Origin of the sequence: Vibrio splendidus 12E03 (genome assembly GCF_000272105.2) — a bacterium.
Classification (GTDB): Bacteria; Pseudomonadota; Gammaproteobacteria; order Enterobacterales; family Vibrionaceae; genus Vibrio; species Vibrio splendidus_I.
In genome coordinates this window covers 1-15,591 of the sequence record NZ_AJZD02000029.1, presented here as the reverse complement: position 1 = coordinate 15,591, position 15,591 = coordinate 1, and the positions used below count along the sequence as shown (strand labels likewise).

General features: G+C 44.2%; 18 protein-coding genes. 4 read left to right on the top strand and 14 right to left on the bottom strand.

What is annotated here, in order from left to right; genetic code table 11:
* Positions 1–184 precede the first annotated feature (184 nt).
* From iscX to trmJ, 9 genes are all read right to left on the bottom strand, one after another.
* Positions 185–385: a Fe-S cluster assembly protein IscX gene (gene iscX, locus A142_RS03285; RefSeq protein ID WP_004740335.1), complete on the bottom strand. Its 201-nt coding sequence runs from the start codon at positions 383–385 to the stop codon at positions 185–187.
* A 134-nt stretch (positions 386–519) separates the two neighbouring features.
* A complete protein-coding gene (gene fdx / locus A142_RS03280) occupies positions 520–858 on the bottom strand; it encodes an ISC system 2Fe-2S type ferredoxin (RefSeq protein ID WP_010440525.1) in 339 nt (112 codons plus the stop codon).
* 20 nt (positions 859–878) lie between these two features.
* A complete protein-coding gene (gene hscA / locus A142_RS03275) occupies positions 879–2,729 on the bottom strand; it encodes a Fe-S protein assembly chaperone HscA (protein ID WP_019822108.1) in 1,851 nt (616 codons plus the stop codon).
* A 22-nt stretch (positions 2,730–2,751) separates the two neighbouring features.
* On the bottom strand, positions 2,752–3,267 hold the full coding sequence (gene hscB / locus A142_RS03270; RefSeq protein ID WP_019822106.1) for a co-chaperone HscB: 516 nt from the start codon (positions 3,265–3,267) through the stop codon (positions 2,752–2,754).
* Between the two features lie 84 nt (positions 3,268–3,351).
* The gene (gene iscA, locus A142_RS03265) at positions 3,352–3,675 is read right to left on the bottom strand and encodes an iron-sulfur cluster assembly protein IscA (protein ID WP_010440519.1); all 324 of its coding nucleotides are present in this window, start codon (positions 3,673–3,675) and stop codon (positions 3,352–3,354) included.
* Between the two features lie 97 nt (positions 3,676–3,772).
* Positions 3,773–4,150 carry a Fe-S cluster assembly scaffold IscU gene (gene iscU, locus A142_RS03260; protein ID WP_004740340.1) on the bottom strand — a complete coding sequence of 126 codons (378 nt, stop codon included), beginning with the start codon at positions 4,148–4,150 and terminating at the stop codon, positions 3,773–3,775.
* Positions 4,151–4,183: 33 nt separating this feature from the next.
* Positions 4,184–5,398, bottom strand: coding sequence for an IscS subfamily cysteine desulfurase (locus A142_RS03255; protein ID WP_017629866.1), 1,215 nt, complete (start codon positions 5,396–5,398; stop codon positions 4,184–4,186).
* 27 nt (positions 5,399–5,425) lie between these two features.
* The gene (gene iscR, locus A142_RS03250) at positions 5,426–5,947 is read right to left on the bottom strand and encodes a Fe-S cluster assembly transcriptional regulator IscR (RefSeq protein WP_010440512.1); all 522 of its coding nucleotides are present in this window, start codon (positions 5,945–5,947) and stop codon (positions 5,426–5,428) included.
* 116 nt (positions 5,948–6,063) lie between these two features.
* Positions 6,064–6,792, bottom strand: a complete 729-nt coding sequence (gene trmJ / locus A142_RS03245; RefSeq protein WP_019822102.1) for a tRNA (cytosine(32)/uridine(32)-2'-O)-methyltransferase TrmJ — start codon at positions 6,790–6,792, stop codon at positions 6,064–6,066.
* A 181-nt stretch (positions 6,793–6,973) separates the two neighbouring features.
* Between trmJ and suhB the strand changes: the two genes are divergently transcribed.
* Entirely contained in the window at positions 6,974–7,777 is an 804-nt protein-coding gene (gene suhB, locus A142_RS03240) for an inositol-1-monophosphatase (RefSeq protein ID WP_019822100.1), read from the top strand.
* A 237-nt stretch (positions 7,778–8,014) separates the two neighbouring features.
* On the opposite strand, the gene secF is transcribed toward suhB, so the two are convergent.
* From secF to queA, 5 genes are all read right to left on the bottom strand, one after another.
* Entirely contained in the window at positions 8,015–8,962 is a 948-nt protein-coding gene (gene secF / locus A142_RS03235) for a protein translocase subunit SecF (RefSeq protein ID WP_017062837.1), read from the bottom strand.
* Between the two features lie 14 nt (positions 8,963–8,976).
* Positions 8,977–10,833 (bottom strand): protein translocase subunit SecD, encoded by a 1,857-nt coding sequence (gene secD, locus A142_RS03230; protein WP_019822097.1) that lies wholly within the window; start codon positions 10,831–10,833, stop codon positions 8,977–8,979.
* 20 nt (positions 10,834–10,853) lie between these two features.
* On the bottom strand, positions 10,854–11,183 hold the full coding sequence (gene yajC / locus A142_RS03225; protein ID WP_019822095.1) for a preprotein translocase subunit YajC: 330 nt from the start codon (positions 11,181–11,183) through the stop codon (positions 10,854–10,856).
* Between the two features lie 112 nt (positions 11,184–11,295).
* Positions 11,296–12,432 (bottom strand): tRNA guanosine(34) transglycosylase Tgt, encoded by a 1,137-nt coding sequence (tgt, locus tag A142_RS03220; protein WP_017056177.1) that lies wholly within the window; start codon positions 12,430–12,432, stop codon positions 11,296–11,298.
* Positions 12,433–12,627: 195 nt separating this feature from the next.
* The gene (queA, locus tag A142_RS03215) at positions 12,628–13,680 is read right to left on the bottom strand and encodes a tRNA preQ1(34) S-adenosylmethionine ribosyltransferase-isomerase QueA (protein WP_019822091.1); all 1,053 of its coding nucleotides are present in this window, start codon (positions 13,678–13,680) and stop codon (positions 12,628–12,630) included.
* A 334-nt stretch (positions 13,681–14,014) separates the two neighbouring features.
* Here queA and A142_RS03210 point away from each other — a divergent pair, with 334 nt between their 5' ends.
* From A142_RS03210 to A142_RS03200, 3 genes are all read left to right on the top strand, one after another.
* On the top strand, positions 14,015–14,461 hold the full coding sequence (locus tag A142_RS03210) for a CBS domain-containing protein (protein WP_017062524.1): 447 nt from the start codon (positions 14,015–14,017) through the stop codon (positions 14,459–14,461).
* A gap of 437 nt (positions 14,462–14,898) precedes the next feature.
* Positions 14,899–15,309 carry a hypothetical protein gene (locus A142_RS03205; RefSeq protein WP_029405438.1) on the top strand — a complete coding sequence of 137 codons (411 nt, stop codon included), beginning with the start codon at positions 14,899–14,901 and terminating at the stop codon, positions 15,307–15,309.
* A partial coding sequence (locus tag A142_RS03200; RefSeq protein WP_029405437.1) for a hypothetical protein occupies positions 15,306–15,591 on the top strand: 286 nt, incomplete at its 3' end. The genes A142_RS03205 and A142_RS03200, both read left to right, overlap by 4 nt.

Sequence of the window (15,591 nt, the reverse complement as noted above, 5' to 3'; positions counted from 1 at the left end):
CTTTGAGTGTGTGATTCTGATTATTTTTTATTAGCGCACTGATGTTAGCATTATGTAGGAGGAAAATGTCATTTTGATAAAAAAACGGACCATAAGGTCCGCTTTTTTTAGTAAGAATTGTTAACTTGGCTGCGTTTTATATTGGACTGATGCCAACCCGCGACCAAATCATCAGATAAGAGGATTAATCCATCTCATCCATCCAGCACAAAATAATAGCCTCTAAGATTTTTTCATTCGAGTGGTTAGGCTCGTCATCAAACTCTTCAAGGTCTAGCACCCATTGATGCAGATCGGTAAAACGTACCGTTTTAGGATCAGTATCAGGGTACAAATCACATAGCTCAATTGCGATGTCTCGCGAATCAATCCACTTCAAGCTCATAACACTTCCTTATATTTATTAGCGACGCTTGGTCACCTTTATGATCTATATTCTAGGCCAATTTTCTTAGTATGTTTGTCTAAGCAATAGCTCTCTCAGTCATCACTATATTAGCCATGACTGAAAACAGGTTCTTAGTGGTCTTCAGAAGCCAGGTTCAACGTGTACTTTGGAATCTCTACAACAAGATCCGTATCAGCCACTTTTGCTTGGCAGCCAAGGCGAGATTCCATCTCTAAGCCCCATGCCTTATCTAGCATGTCGTCTTCTAGGTCATCACTCTCTTCTAAAGAATCGAAGCCTTCACGAATCACGACGTGACATGTTGTACATGCACACGATTTTTCACATGCGTGTTCAATACCAATACCGGCCTTCAATGCAACATCAAGAACCGTCTCACCAGTTTTTGCTTCTAAAACAGCGCCTTCTGGACATAGATCTTCGTGAGGTAAAACAATAATCTTTGGCATGTTTATCTATTCTCTAACTATTAAATATTATCGACTGACTGACCTGACAGTGCAGCACGAATTGATTTATCCATACGACGAGAAGCAAAGTCTTGGCTCGCTTTGTCGGTATTCTTAATTTCTAGTTCAATGGCATCAGCGTTGTCGCCATTACGCACTTCAATCAGTGCTTCAATCGCTTGAACAAGTTGTTGTTTGCCTTGCTCATCAAGTAGCTCGTCACCGTCGGCTTGCATTGCAGCGATAAGGCCTTCGATAACGCGATCCGCTTCTACGCGTTGCTCAGCAAGAGCACGCGCTTGCATGTCTTCTTTTGCAAACGTCATCGAATCTTTCAGCATGCTAGCCACTTCGTTGTCGCTTAGACCGTAAGAAGGCTTAACTTGGATTTCAGCTTGAACGCCAGTGCTCTTCTCCATTGCGGTAACCGATAGTAGGCCATCAGCATCCACTTGGTAAGTCACACGAATATGAGCAGCACCTGCAGTCATCGGCGGGATGCCTTTCAGAGCAAAACGAGCCAGTGAACGACAGTCGTCAACCATCTCACGTTCGCCTTGCACGGTGTGTACTGTCATTGCAGTTTGACCGTCTTTGAAGGTGGTAAATTCTTGTGCGCGAGCAACAGGGATCGTGGTGTTACGAGGAATGATCTTTTCGACCAAGCCGCCCATGGTTTCGATACCAAGAGACAGAGGGATAACGTCCAGTAGTAGCATTTCAGAGTCAGGCTTATTACCCACTAGGATATCCGCTTGAATCGATGCACCAATCGCAACCACTTCATCAGGGTTAATGCTGGTTAGTGGCAGACGACCAAAGAAGTCGCCGACCATTTCACGTACAAGTAATGTGCGAGTTGAACCGCCGACCATCACAACTTCTAGAACTTCATCTGCATCAACTTCCGCATCTTTTAGTGCACGACGGCATGAAAGCAGTGTTTTCTTAACGAGCGGTTTGATGATCTCTTCAAACTCTTCACGAGTTAATGAACCAGACCAACCTAGTACGTTAACATCAACGCTTTCCGCTTCAGATAAGCCAATCTTCGCTTCTGTTGCGGCATCTAGAAGAATACGATTCTGTTCTGCTGTTAGCTCTGATAAGCCCATTTGTTCTTGGAAATAATCCGCAACTAAATGGTCAAAGTCGTCGCCGCCTAATGCAGAGTCACCACCTGTTGCTAAAACTTCGAAGACACCTTTAGATAGGCGTAGGATAGAGATATCAAACGTACCGCCACCTAAGTCATAAACAGCAATTACCCCTTCTTTACCTGAATCCAGGCCGTAAGCAATCGCAGCGGCAGTCGGTTCATTAAGAAGACGTAACACGTGAAGACCAGCAAGTTGCGCCGCGTCTTTCGTACCAGCACGCTGTGCATCATCAAAGTAAGCAGGAACGGTAATAACAGCACCAGATAGCTCACCACCGAGTGTTGACTCAGCACGTTGACCTAGCGCTCGCAGAATGTCTGCAGATACTTGAATTGGGTTCTTGTTACCTTGCTCTGTGCGAATCACAGGCAAACCATTATCACTTTCTTCAAATTGATATGGCAGAGATGGGTATCGCTGTTGAATATCTGACAGTGAACGACCGATTAGTCGCTTAACTGAGATAATGGTATTTTTAGGATCAGTCTGTGCATTTGCACGAGCTTCATCACCAGTCGTGTACGACTCTGACGTATAGTGAACAACGGAAGGAAGAATACTGCGACCTTGTTGATCAACCAGTGTGCTCGCCTCACCACTGCGCACTGCCGCAACCAATGAGTTTGTTGTACCTAAATCAATACCCACAGCAAGCTTGTGCTGGTGAGGAGCGGCGCTTTGCCCTGGTTCTGCAATCTGAAGTAGTGCCATGGATGTGTCCTTGTTATACGAACTAGCCGATCAGACGATCTTCAACTAACTCGATTTCATTCTTTAATTTTGCAATAAACTTAAGCTTTCTTACTCGGTCTGCAGCTTCTAACCAAGCCTCACTGTCTAGTTCTTGTTGGATAGCGCTTAATTGTTGTTTATACATTTTGCTAACCTTTCCTTCAAATGCAAACAAAGCATCTTCAGGTTCAGAACTGTCGGCGATGTCTTCAAGCTCTTCACGCAATTCCATTTGCTCCATCAGGAACATAGGATCTTGCAGGGTCTGCTGCTCACCACGAATATCCTCACCATGTTGCACTAACAGGTATTCAGCTCGGCTGATTGGATTCTTCAATACCTGATACGCATCATTGATTTGCGCTGCTTTTTGCACGGCTAATAGGCGATCACGCTCAGAAGCAGTGGCAAATTTATCAGGGTGGAATTGGCGTTGCAGATCTCTAAACTGAGAAGAAAGAAGGCTACCATCCAGTTGAAACTGAAGTGGTAGCCCAAATAATTCGAAATGATTCATGTAACGGTGGTCCTAAGTTTAGGCTCTTCAATCAGAGCCTAATTTTATTCTTCGCTCACTATAAACGCTTAACGATTGAGGCGTTTATACGTTGAAGCTCTCACCACAACCACATTCGCCTTTCGCGTTAGGGTTGTTGAATTCAAAACCTTCGTTTAGGCCTTCTTTTACGTAATCAAGCTCAGTACCGTCTAGGTAAACTAGGCTCTTTGGATCAATGATGACCTTAACACCTGAATGCTCAAACACTTCGTCTTCTTCGTTAAGCTCATCAACGAATTCCAGTACATACGCCATGCCCGAACAGCCAGTAGTTTTTACCGCTAAGCGCAACCCGATACCTTTACCTCGGTTATCTAGGAAAGCTTGAACTCGGCTTGCTGCCGTATCTGTCATGGTGATGGCCATACTACAACCTTGTGTTTTATATAAATTAAGAACTCAGGGGGAGCACAAAGGATGCTCCCAAATATTGCTTATTTTTTGTGGTTACTTAATGAAGCAATTAACGCTTCTTTTTGTAATCCGCAACTGCTGCTTTGATTGCATCTTCAGCAAGAATTGAACAGTGAACTTTCACTGGTGGCAACTCTAGTTCTTCTGCGATTTCAGAGTTTTTGATAGCCGCTGCTTCATCAATACTTTTACCTTTAACCCACTCTGTTACTAGTGAGCTAGAAGCGATTGCGCTACCGCAACCGTAAGTTTTGAATTTTGCATCTTCGATAATGCCTTCTGGCGTTACCTTGATTTGCAGTTTCATTACGTCACCACAAGCTGGTGCGCCAACCATGCCGCTACCTACACTTGGGTCTTCTTTATCAAACGAACCTACGTTACGTGGGTTTTCGTAGTGATCAATTACTTTTTCGCTATATGCCATGATAGTTACCTCGAATCCTCTATTTCCGTGAGATTAGTGATGAGCCCACTCAACAGTGTTCAAATCAATCCCTTCTTTATACATATCCCATAGAGGAGACATGTCGCGTAATTTGTTTACCGCTACACGAATTTGTGCAATCGCGTAGTCGATTTCTTCTTCCGTTGTGAAACGGCCGAATGAGAAACGTACTGAGCTGTGTGCCAGTTCATCGTTCAGACCAAGAGCACGTAGAACGTATGAAGGCTCTAGGCTTGCTGATGTACATGCAGAGCCTGATGATACTGCTAGGTCTTTTAGAGACATAAGCAGAGACTCACCTTCAACGAAAGCAAAGCTCACGTTTAGGTTGTGTGGTACACGTTGGTCTAGGTCGCCGTTTACCGTTACCGCTTCTAGATCTTGAACACCTTTCAATAGGCGCTCACGAAGTGCTAGTGCGTGATCGTAATCTTTCTGCATGTCTTGCTTAGCAACAGCACAAGCTTCGCCCATACCCACGATTTGGTGAGTAGCAAGCGTACCTGAACGGAAACCACGCTCATGACCGCCGCCGTGCATTTGCGCTTCAAGACGAATACGTGGCTTACGACGAACGTAAAGTGCACCGATACCTTTAGGACCATACATTTTGTGGGCTGAAAGTGAGATTAGGTCAACTTTCATCTCTTGTACGTCTAGTGGGATTTTACCCGCAGACTGCGCCGCATCAACGTGGAAGATGATCTTGCGTGAACGACATAGTTCGCCGATTGCAGAGATATCTTGGATTACACCAATCTCGTTGTTAACGTGCATAATAGAAACTAGAACAGTGTCTTCACGCATTGCAGCTTGTAGCTTGTCTAGATCGATGATGCCGTTTGCTTCTGGCTCAAGGTAAGTTACCTCAAAACCTTCACGCTCTAGTTGGCGACATGGATCAAGAACTGCTTTGTGTTCTGTTTTGCACGTAATTACGTGCTTACCTTTCTTCTCGTAAAAGTGCGCTGCACCTTTAATCGCAAGGTTATCTGACTCTGTAGCACCAGAAGTGAAAACAATTTCACGTGGGTCTGCATTTAGTAGGTCAGCAATTTGCTCACGAGCATTATCTACTGCTTCTTCTGCCTGCCAGCCGTAACGGTGTGAACGAGATGCAGGGTTACCGAAGTTACCGTCCATCGTCATGCACTGAACCATTTTCTCAGCAACTCGTGGATCGACTGGGCATGTAGCTGAATAGTCAAAGTAAATAGGCAGTTTCATTTTCTACTCCAATGTAAAAACTGACCGCTAAGAGCGGGCATTAACACCGTGAGGTGCTGCACTAATCGTTGTAGTGCTCGTATTTTTATGTGCAAAACCATTATTAACCGCAAGATCGATATCTTGACGATCAGAAATCTCTAAAACTTCGTTATCTTTCATTAGCTCACCGAGCGTAATGTCGTTTAAGAAGCTGCTGATTCGGGAGCTTAAATCACGCCATAGGGTGTGAGTTAAACAACGACTGCCACCTTGGCAATCTGCTCGACCGTGACACTTAGTTGCATCCACTGATTCGTCTACTGCAGCAATTACAGTTCCGACAGCGATGTCGCTCGCTTCAGCACCTAAACGGTAACCACCGCCAGGACCACGAACACTAGCAACTAAGCCAGCTTTACGTAACTTAGAAAATAGCTGTTCTAAGTAAGATAACGAGATGCCTTGTCGCTCTGAAATATCAGCCAGAGGAACTGGGCTTTTTTGCGAATGCAGTGCTACATCTAGCATAGCTGTTACCGCATATCTTCCTTTAGATGTAAGTTTCATATCACACCGTATCCACATTGTTTATGTGGTTGGAATCTTCCCATACCCGACTAAATTGGTCAAGTATTTAGTTGACTATTTTAGTCAGGTATTCGCCCTTATTGTTTGCATGGGCTTTATTTGTCGCTTTTGCTCTTCTCAATTGAAGTCAAAATGCCGCGTAGAGTGTTGATCTCTTGCAACTCTGGACGAGCTCGACTGAACAGACGACGTAGTTTATTCATCACCTGACCCGGCTTATCCTTAGAGATAAATTGGGTATCAATGATCACTTTTTCAAGGTGCTCATAGAACATTTCTAGTTCTTCGTGACGAGGGTACTCATCTTGTTGCTGTGGCTGATATTGGCTAGCGACCATATCAAGGTGAGCTACACGCACTTCGTAGCTCAGAGTCTGCACTGCCATTGCTAGGTTTAGCGAGCTGTATTCAGGGTTAGCTGGGATACATACATGGAAGTGGCACTTCTGAAGCTCATCGTTAGTCAAGCCAGTACGTTCACGGCCGAACACTAATGCGACTGGGTGCTTTTGGCCTTCAATCGCAAACTTTTGTCCACACTCACGAGGCTCAAGCATTGGCCATTCAAGCGTACGTGAACGTGCACTCGAACCAACCACCAAACCACAGTCTTTTACGGCTTCGTCTAATGTAGAAACGATGGTCGCGTTTTCTGCGATGTCACCTGCACCCGCAGCCAGTGCTAAGGTCTGCTCGTCAACTTCACATTGAGGGTCTACAAGAACTAATTGACTCAAACCCATCACTTTCATTGCGCGAGCTGCTGATCCGATATTTCCCGAATGAGACGTACCAACCAGAACGACTTTTACATTGTCTAACATGCTATATGACACCACTTTAAAAATAATCGCGAGATATTAACACATAGCAAAGTAAAATGGTCAGACCCTTCGCGTAATGTGAAACCAAGAGTTCAAAAAATAACCACTTCCATTTTGGTAAAACTTTGGTATACTCGCCGCCGCTTTAAATTGTTCTTTAACATCTTGTGGGAAAAACCATATGCATCCAATGCTAAACATTGCGATACGCGCTGCGCGTAAAGCTGGCAACCATATTGCTAAATCTCTAGAAACAACTGATAAGATCGAATCGTCTCTAAAAGGTAACAACGATTACGTTACTAACATTGCTCAAGAAGCTGAGTACATGATCATTGAGACAATCAAAGCATCTTACCCAGAGCACAGCATTATTTCTGAAGAGAAAGGCCTGACTGAAGGTAAAGACTCTGATGTACAATGGAGCGTTGACCCACTAGATGGCACCAACAACTTTGTAAAAGGTTTCCCTCACTTCTCTGTATCTATCGCTGTTCGCATGAACGGTCGTACAGAAGTTGCTTGTGTTTATGACCCAATGCTAAACGAGCTATTCACAGCTCAACGTGGCGCTGGCGCTCAACTTAACAACGCTCGTATGCGTGTTACTCAACTAAAAGACCTTCAAGGTACTATTCTAGCGACTGGTTTCCCATTCAAGCAAAAACAACACTCTGAATCTTTCATGAAGATCATCTCTGGTCTATTCATCGACTGTGCTGATTTCCGTCGTACAGGTTCTCCTGCTCTTGACCTATGTTACCTAGCAGCTGGCCGTGTTGATGGTTACCTAGAGCTTGGCCTTAAGCCATGGGATCTAGCAGCTGGCGATCTAATCGCTCGTGAAGCTGGTGCTATCATGACTGACTTTGCTGGCGGTACTGATTACATGACTTCTGGTAATGTTGTTGCTTCAAGCGCACGTGGTGTTAAGTCTATTCTTAAGCACGTTCGTGAGAACGCTAACGAAGGTATGCTGAAGTAATTCAGACCTTACGTTAACGCTCCCTGTTTCAAGGGCGCATAGAAATTCCAAAGCCTCGCTATATAGCGAGGCTTTTTTGTATCTGCGATTTGAGAGATACGAGATATGACTCTTAACAGTATGTGCAACTCAATTCGCCAATAAATTGTGTTGAGCTTATCGACAAGATACAGACGTAAAAAAACCGCTAGTTGCCTAGCGGCTTTTTTGGTTTAGCGAAACGTATTAAGCCAAGGCCTAAGGCATCTCGTCAAACTCTTCACCTTCTTTGTCCACTTGTGGTGGCATTAGGTGTTCACGCGTAATACCCAACTTCATAGCTAGTGCAGATGCAACGTAGATAGAAGAGTAAGTACCAACCGTAATACCCAATAGAAGTGCAGTCGCGAAGCCGTGGATCATAGCGCCGCCCTGAACGAACAGTGCGATAACTACGAATAACGTGGTACCAGAAGTGATCAATGTACGGCTCAATGTTTGTGTGATTGAGCTGTTCAGTACTTCAGGTGCTTCACCCTTACGCATCTTACGGAAGTTCTCACGAATACGGTCGAATACAACAATGGTATCGTTGAGGGAGTAACCGACGACCGTTAGCAAGGCTGCTACGATGGTAAGGTCGACCTCAATTTGCATTAGAGAGAACACACCCAGAGTGATGATAACGTCGTGCGCCAGTGCTAATACTGCACCCGCAGCCAAACGCCATTCAAATCGCACTGATACGTAGATCAAGATACAGATAAGAGAAACTAGGATAGCAAGGCCACCCGCTTCTGTTAATTCGTCACCCACGTTAGGACCAACGAACTCGATACGACGCATTTCAACTTGCTCACCAGTACCATTCTCAATTGCAGAAAGGATTTGGTTACCAAGCGTTTCGCCCGCTACGCCATCACGTGGACGTAAACGAACCATCACATCACGAGCTGAACCGAAGTTCTGTACCGTTGCATCACCAAAGCCTTCGGCTTCTAGTGCACTACGAATATCAGGAAGGTGTGCCGGTTGTTCAAAACCAACTTCAATCAGAGTACCGCCAGTAAAATCTAGACCCCAGTTCAACGATTTCGTTGTTAGGGTGAAGATAGCAGTACCAATCATCAAGATAGAAAAAACAAAGGCAACCTTTGACCAACGCATAAAGTCGATCATTTTGTCTGCTTTTAGAATCTGAAACATATTAATTCCTAGCCTTAGATCGACAGTTTTTTAACGCGTTTGCCGCCATACATCAGGTTCACGATACAACGTGTTCCGATAATAGCTGTAAACATTGAAGTCAAGATACCGATAGACAGCGTTACCGCGAAGCCTTTGATAGCACCCGTACCCACAGCAAATAGAATGATTGCTGTTAGTAGTGTGGTGATGTTGGCATCGGCGATTGTGCTGAATGCGTTCGCGTAACCTTGGTGAATCGCTTGTTGTGGACTGCGTCCATCTCGAAGCTCTTCACGTATACGCTCAAAGATCAGAACGTTCGCATCAACCGCCATACCAACCGTTAATACGATACCGGCAATACCTGGTAGGGTCATGGTAGCCCCCGGAATCATCGACATAACACCGATAATCAACACCAAGTTAGCCATTAGCGCAACGTTCGCAATCAGACCAAAGCTACGGTAGTAAAGCAGCGTAAACAGCATTACAGCAGCCATACCCCAAACCATCGCCATGATACCCATATCGATGTTTTGCTGACCCATAGATGGACCAATGGTACGTTCTTCTACAATCGAGATAGGCGCAATCAATGCACCAGCACGCAGTAGAAGTGCCAAGTTATGAGCTTCAGCCGTTGAATCTATACCAGTAATACGGAAGTTACGGCCTAGCGCAGATTGAATCGTCGCTTGGTTGATCACTTCTTCGTGCTTACTCAAGATAACTCGACCTTCCGGTGTTTTACGACCGCTGTCTTTGTACTCTGCAAATACCGTTGCCATTAGCTTACCGATATTCTGACGAGAGAATGCAGACATCTTGCTACCACCTTCGCTGTCTAGCGAGATGTTAACTTGAGGACGACCATATTCATCAACACTTGAGCTTGCATCAGTAATACTTGAGCCGCCTAGAATAACGCGCTTCTTAAGTACCACAGGACGACCATCACGATCTTGCTTGATTTCGCTACCCGCAGGGGCACGACCAGAAGCGGCAGCGGCTAAGTCAGCACTGCTATCCACTTCACGGAACTCAAGCGTCGCGGTAGCACCAAGAATTTCTTTAGCGCGAGCCGTGTCTTGAACACCAGGCAATTCCACTACGATACGGCTAGAGCCTTGACGTTGAACCAAAGGTTCAGCAACACCAAGTTCGTTAACACGGTTACGTAGAATGGTAATGTTTTGCTCTACCGCATAGTTGCGGATTTCTTGAAGACGAGTCTCTGTGAAGCTAGCAACCAAAGAAAAACGACCATTAGATTCAGAATCTACAAACGTCATGTCTTGGTGCTTAGATTGCAGTAGCGATTTAGCTTCAGCAAGTTGCTCGGCGTTACGTAGAATCACTTCAACCGCATCTTTACCAGACGGGCGAATTGCACGGTAACGGATCTTCTCTTCACGAAGTTCACTACGGAACGCTTCTTCTTGTTGGCCAACCAGCTTTTGCATCGCAGCGTCCATATCCACTTCCATCAAGAAGTGAACACCACCACGTAGGTCAAGACCCAGTTTCATTGGTGCAGCACCAATAGATTCAAGCCAATCAGGAGTTGAAGCCGCTAGGTTTAAAGCAACGATAACGTCATCGCCTAGTGCTTCTGTGATGATATCACGGGCACTAATTTGAGAGTCTGTATCGTTAAAGCGAACAAGAATGGAACCGTTTTCTAGAGCAACGGATTTAGTAGAAAGGTTTTCTGCTTCAAGAGCATTGGTGACAGCATCCAGCGTAGACATATCTACAGAGGCGCCGCGCGCCCCTGTAACTTGAACTGCCGGATCTTCACCGTATATATTCGGAAGTGCGTACAACGCAGCAATGGCGATAGTAAACACCACCATCAGGTACTTCCATAACGGATAACGGTTTAGCACAGCGAGGATCCTCTAGCTGTTTATAGAGATTTCAGAGTACCTTTTGGTAGCACTGCTGTAACGAAGTCTTTCTTGATAACTACTTCGCTGTTTGCGTTCAGTTCGATAGCAACGTAGTCGCTGTCTTCTGCAATCTTAGTGATCTTACCGATTAGGCCGCCGCTTGTAAGAACTTCATCGCCTTTGCCCATAGAAGACATAAGGTTCTTGTGCTCTTTAACACGCTTAGCTTGTGGACGGTAGATCATGAAGTAGAAGATCACAGCGAACATACCTAGCATGATAAGCATTTCGAAACCGCCGCCTGCTGGTGCACCTTCTGCTGCTGCGTGAGCTTGAGAAATAAACATTTAAAACATCCTCTATTTATATTTTCGTAATTGTTTGTCTAATTGGGTTGCATCCCTTTATTTTCAAGCCCCATCCCTCCGAAGAGAGACAGGGCTCGCAAAAAAAGAAATACTAAGATTCTTTACCTAGTGGTGGCACTTCACGTCCCATTCTTGCGTAGAACTCTGCAACGAACTCTTCAAAGCGGTCTTCATCGATAGACTGACGAATGTCTGACATTACTCGTTGGTAGAAACGCAGGTTATGAATCGTGTTCAGTCGAGCACCTAGGATTTCGTTACAACGATCCAAATGGTGTAAGTACGACTTGCTGTAGTTCTTACAAGTGTAACAGTCACACTCTGAATCTAGTGGTGTTGTATCGGTTTTATGCTTCGCATTACGGATCTTGATCACACCTTCAGTCACAAACAGGTGGCCGTTACGTGCATTTCGCGTTGGCATTACACAGTCAAACATGTCGATACCACGACGAACACCTTCAACCAAGTCTTCAGGTTTGCCTACACCCATTAGGTAACGTGGCTTATCTTCAGGCAGTTGAGGACATGTGTGCTCTAGAATACGGTGCATGTCTTCTTTTGGCTCGCCTACTGCTAGGCCGCCAACTGCGTAACCGTCAAAACCAATTTCAGTTAGGCCTTTAACAGATACATCACGAAGGTCTTCGTACACACCACCTTGAACGATACCGAATAGTGAATTCGGGTTTTCAAGCTTGTCGAAGTGGTTACGTGAACGCTCAGCCCAACGAAGAGACATCTCCATTGAGTCTTTTGCTTCTTTGTGTGTCGCTGGGTAAGGCGTGCACTCGTCAAAGATCATTACGATGTCTGAACCTAAGTCTTTTTGGATTTCCATAGACTTCTCAGCGTCCATGAAGATCTTGTCACCGTTTACAGGGTTACGGAAGTGAACACCCTCTTCAGTGATCTTACGCATTGCACCTAGGCTGAATACTTGGAAGCCGCCTGAATCAGTCAGGATAGGACCGTGCCAGTTCATGAAATCGTGCAAGTCACCGTGCATCTTCATGATTTCTTGACCAGGACGTAGCCATAGGTGGAATGTGTTACCTAATAGGATTTCAGCGCCTGTGTCTTTCACTTCTTCAGGTGTCATACCTTTTACAGTACCGTAAGTACCTACAGGCATGAATGCTGGGGTTTCAACGGTACCGCGTTCAAACTGAAGTTGACCACGACGTGCGCCGCTATTAGTTTTTTTAAGTTCGTATTTTAATTTCACGAAGCCTCCAATATGCCAGAGAAACAATCTGACTGTTAATTCAGAACCTTAAGCCAAACAAAAGTTCAGTCCAGTGGGTTCTATGAGGAGCGGTCGCGTATTCCTTGCGAGAGATTAGACAGATACCCTGCCCGACTCCTAGCTTACTGCTAGCACCCGTAAATTCTTATGTATAACGTTTATAACTAGCTTAAATTAGCTTGTTTTCTTATTGATGAACATGGCATCACCGTAGCTGAAGAAACGATATTCGCTCTTCACTGCGTGATCGTATGCGCCCATCACGTTGTCGTAACCTGCAAATGCACTCACCAACATAATCAGCGTTGATTCTGGTAAGTGGAAATTGGTAATCAAGCAATCCACCAACTGGTATTCGTAGCCAGGGAAGATAAAGATTTCAGTGTCACCGAAGAATGGAACTAACTCTGTGCCTTTCTTCAACGCATCTTGCGCTGCGCTCTCTAAAGAACGAACCGATGTTGTACCAACGGCAATAATGCGTCCGCCACGAGCTTTAGTCGCTGCAACTGCATCCACCACCTCTTGCGGTACTTCAACGTACTCTGCATGCATGTGGTGGTCATTGATGTTGTCTACTTTAACGGGCTGGAATGTACCGGCGCCAACGTGAAGCGTCACGTAAGCAAACTCAACACCTTTCTCTTTCATGTCAGCCATAAGCTTGTCATCAAAATGAAGACCCGCGGTTGGAGCGGCAACCGCACCTGGCTTCTCATTATAGACCGTCTGGTAACGCTCTTTATCTGCGTCTTCATCTGGACGATCAATATAAGGAGGTAGCGGCATATGACCAACACTGTTCAGAATCTCTAAAACGCTTTGGTCAGATGTGAAATGGATTTCAAATAACGCGTCATGTCGCGCCACCATTTCAGCTTCATACTCATCGTTCTCACCAAGGAACAACTTAGTGCCCGGCTTCGGTGATTTAGAACAACGAACATGCGCAAGAATGCTTTTCTCATCAAGCATACGTTCAACCAGCACTTCAAGCTTACCGCCTGATGCCTTGCGACCAAATACACGAGCTGGAATCACTCGAGTGTTATTGAAAACAACAAGATCGCCTGGCTCAACCAAGTCTAAAACGTCTTTAAACGAACCATCAGCTAGGTTACCGCTGTTGCCATCTAATTTAAGTAGGCGGCTTGCTGTACGCTCCTCTTGAGGGTAGCGAGCAATGAGTTCATCTGGTAGGTCAAAGTGAAAATCTGAAACTTGCATGTGTCTAGTCTTGTCTTAGTTGATGAGATTTGTGCCGTTGACGAATCATAAATCGTAGTTGCTGGATAATCGTTACGGTAAGTCAATCGTTACCAGAAACACATCGCAAACACGACTAAAAATTTCGCAGTGGGCTAGTATAGGCACACGAGCCGCAATAGCAAGGTTTACAGCACTGGATTATTGTAAAGAGGCGTAAAATAATGCGACTGATTCACCTCCTCAAGCTAAAGAATTAGTTGCATAAAACTCACCCAAGAATGCGTCAGATCTCAGTTATTTTTTGGATAAAAAACTATAGTAATAGCAACAAATAAAAAAGAAGGAGGTTCGTATGATCAAGGTTGAAGATATGATGACTCGCAACCCTCATACCCTATTGCGCTCACACTCACTGGCCGATGCTAAGCACATGATGGAAGCACTTGATATCCGCCATATTCCGGTCGTCGATTCCGACAGACAACTACTAGGTGTCGTCACACAACGAGACGTTCTAGCCGCTCAAGAATCCAGCCTACAAAACATCCCACAAGCTCAATCTTTTACTCTTGCTACTCCCCTCAACGACATCATGCACAAAAGTGTTATGTCGGTAGAGCCACGTGCAGGATTAAAAGAATCGGCTATCTATATGCAGAAACATAAAGTGGGCTGTTTACCTGTCGTAGAAAACCACGAACTAGTAGGCATTATTACAGACAGCGATTTTGTCACGATAGCGATCAATTTGTTGGAGCTGCAAGAAGAAGTCGAGCCAGAAGAAGCTGAAGTAGAGTGACATGACAATAAGAAGAGCCTCATAAAACTATGAGGCTCAATATTAGGTAACTTTAATCGATAGAAATGCACTGCCGCTTACCCCGTAACTCATTACAATAAACAACCAATCCGCACACCATATCAAATATAAAACTAGTTGAATAATATATTGATGAGGTTTATATTACCCGCCATATACAACCACCTCCGTAATAAAGTGAAAAAATCATATTTATCAATAGGCTTGATGTAGAGGTTATAACGAATTCAGCTCCTGTCATTGCTTGTATCACTGTTGTTACATTCACAGTAGAGGGTGTAGCTGCTTCTTCCGGAGTGTTGGAAACTTATATAAAAGCAATTGACGACTATTCATTTGGTCCACTTAATGGTTCGGAGAATATACTGGCATCTCATAATGAGGTGCCCAAAAAGTTACGGTTCTTGAGAGGACAAATGAACATATCAAAATATAAGTACTCAATAATATGCTTAGCAACCATTACTGTATGCAGTTACCCGTTCATATACTTCCCTTCAGGAGAGTATGACTCAGATAGAATTTACTTTTTTTCTGTAATAAGCTCATTTATTGCATTTTTTTTATTAACATACACTATCGTACAGCTAGTACTAATAATAAAAAATAGAGATGACAAATACCAATTTGAAAATCATCGTATCGGTACTTATTTTATTATCGCCATATCACTATCTGCTCTTTATTATTTGAAAGTTGAAGATTACAAGGATAATAGCGCTGGCTACGTATATTGTGGCTCAATAATGAAAATGAAACTGAGAGGTTCTGTGGGGCTCTTAGAGAAGTTTGCGCTTTCAAAAGAAAAATGTGGTAGCGGTTTATGAATAAATCATTCCCATATTTAAAGTTTTCTTTTTTTATCTTAGGCTATACTTTCTTATCTTTTTTAGTTTATGGACTTGCAGTAGATACCCACCAATTTTGGGTGTCCGGTATAGAAAAGCAAGCCAGAGTCGTAAGCCTTGATCATGTTCAAATTCATACTAAAGGGTCTAAAACTTATTATTATAAACTAGAGATAGATAGCAACTTATCAATTCATGGGTTTGATTTTGAATTAATTAAAAATGAGAAATATAATATTTTAACTATTAAAGATGGCAAAA

What these genes read in the sequence shown, in the direction of transcription:
- iscX (WP_004740335.1), bottom strand. Translation starts at nt 385, where the DNA reads ATGAGCTTGAAGTGGATTGATTCGCGAGACATCGCAATTGAGCTATGT.
- fdx (WP_010440525.1), bottom strand. Translation starts at nt 858, where the DNA reads ATGCCAAAGATTATTGTTTTACCTCACGAAGATCTATGTCCAGAAGGC.
- hscA (WP_019822108.1), bottom strand. Translation starts at nt 2,729, where the DNA reads ATGGCACTACTTCAGATTGCAGAACCAGGGCAAAGCGCCGCTCCTCAC.
- hscB (WP_019822106.1), bottom strand. Translation starts at nt 3,267, where the DNA reads ATGAATCATTTCGAATTATTTGGGCTACCACTTCAGTTTCAACTGGAT.
- iscA (WP_010440519.1), bottom strand. Translation starts at nt 3,675, where the DNA reads ATGGCCATCACCATGACAGATACGGCAGCAAGCCGAGTTCAAGCTTTC.
- iscU (WP_004740340.1), bottom strand. Translation starts at nt 4,150, where the DNA reads ATGGCATATAGCGAAAAAGTAATTGATCACTACGAAAACCCACGTAAC.
- A142_RS03255 (WP_017629866.1), bottom strand. Translation starts at nt 5,398, where the DNA reads ATGAAACTGCCTATTTACTTTGACTATTCAGCTACATGCCCAGTCGAT.
- iscR (WP_010440512.1), bottom strand. Translation starts at nt 5,947, where the DNA reads ATGAAACTTACATCTAAAGGAAGATATGCGGTAACAGCTATGCTAGAT.
- trmJ (WP_019822102.1), bottom strand. Translation starts at nt 6,792, where the DNA reads ATGTTAGACAATGTAAAAGTCGTTCTGGTTGGTACGTCTCATTCGGGA.
- suhB (WP_019822100.1), top strand. Translation starts at nt 6,974, where the DNA reads ATGCATCCAATGCTAAACATTGCGATACGCGCTGCGCGTAAAGCTGGC.
- secF (WP_017062837.1), bottom strand. Translation starts at nt 8,962, where the DNA reads ATGTTTCAGATTCTAAAAGCAGACAAAATGATCGACTTTATGCGTTGG.
- yajC (WP_019822095.1), bottom strand. Translation starts at nt 11,183, where the DNA reads ATGTTTATTTCTCAAGCTCACGCAGCAGCAGAAGGTGCACCAGCAGGC.
- queA (WP_019822091.1), bottom strand. Translation starts at nt 13,680, where the DNA reads ATGCAAGTTTCAGATTTTCACTTTGACCTACCAGATGAACTCATTGCT.
- A142_RS03210 (WP_017062524.1), top strand. Translation starts at nt 14,015, where the DNA reads ATGATCAAGGTTGAAGATATGATGACTCGCAACCCTCATACCCTATTG.
- A142_RS03205 (WP_029405438.1), top strand. Translation starts at nt 14,899, where the DNA reads ATGAACATATCAAAATATAAGTACTCAATAATATGCTTAGCAACCATT.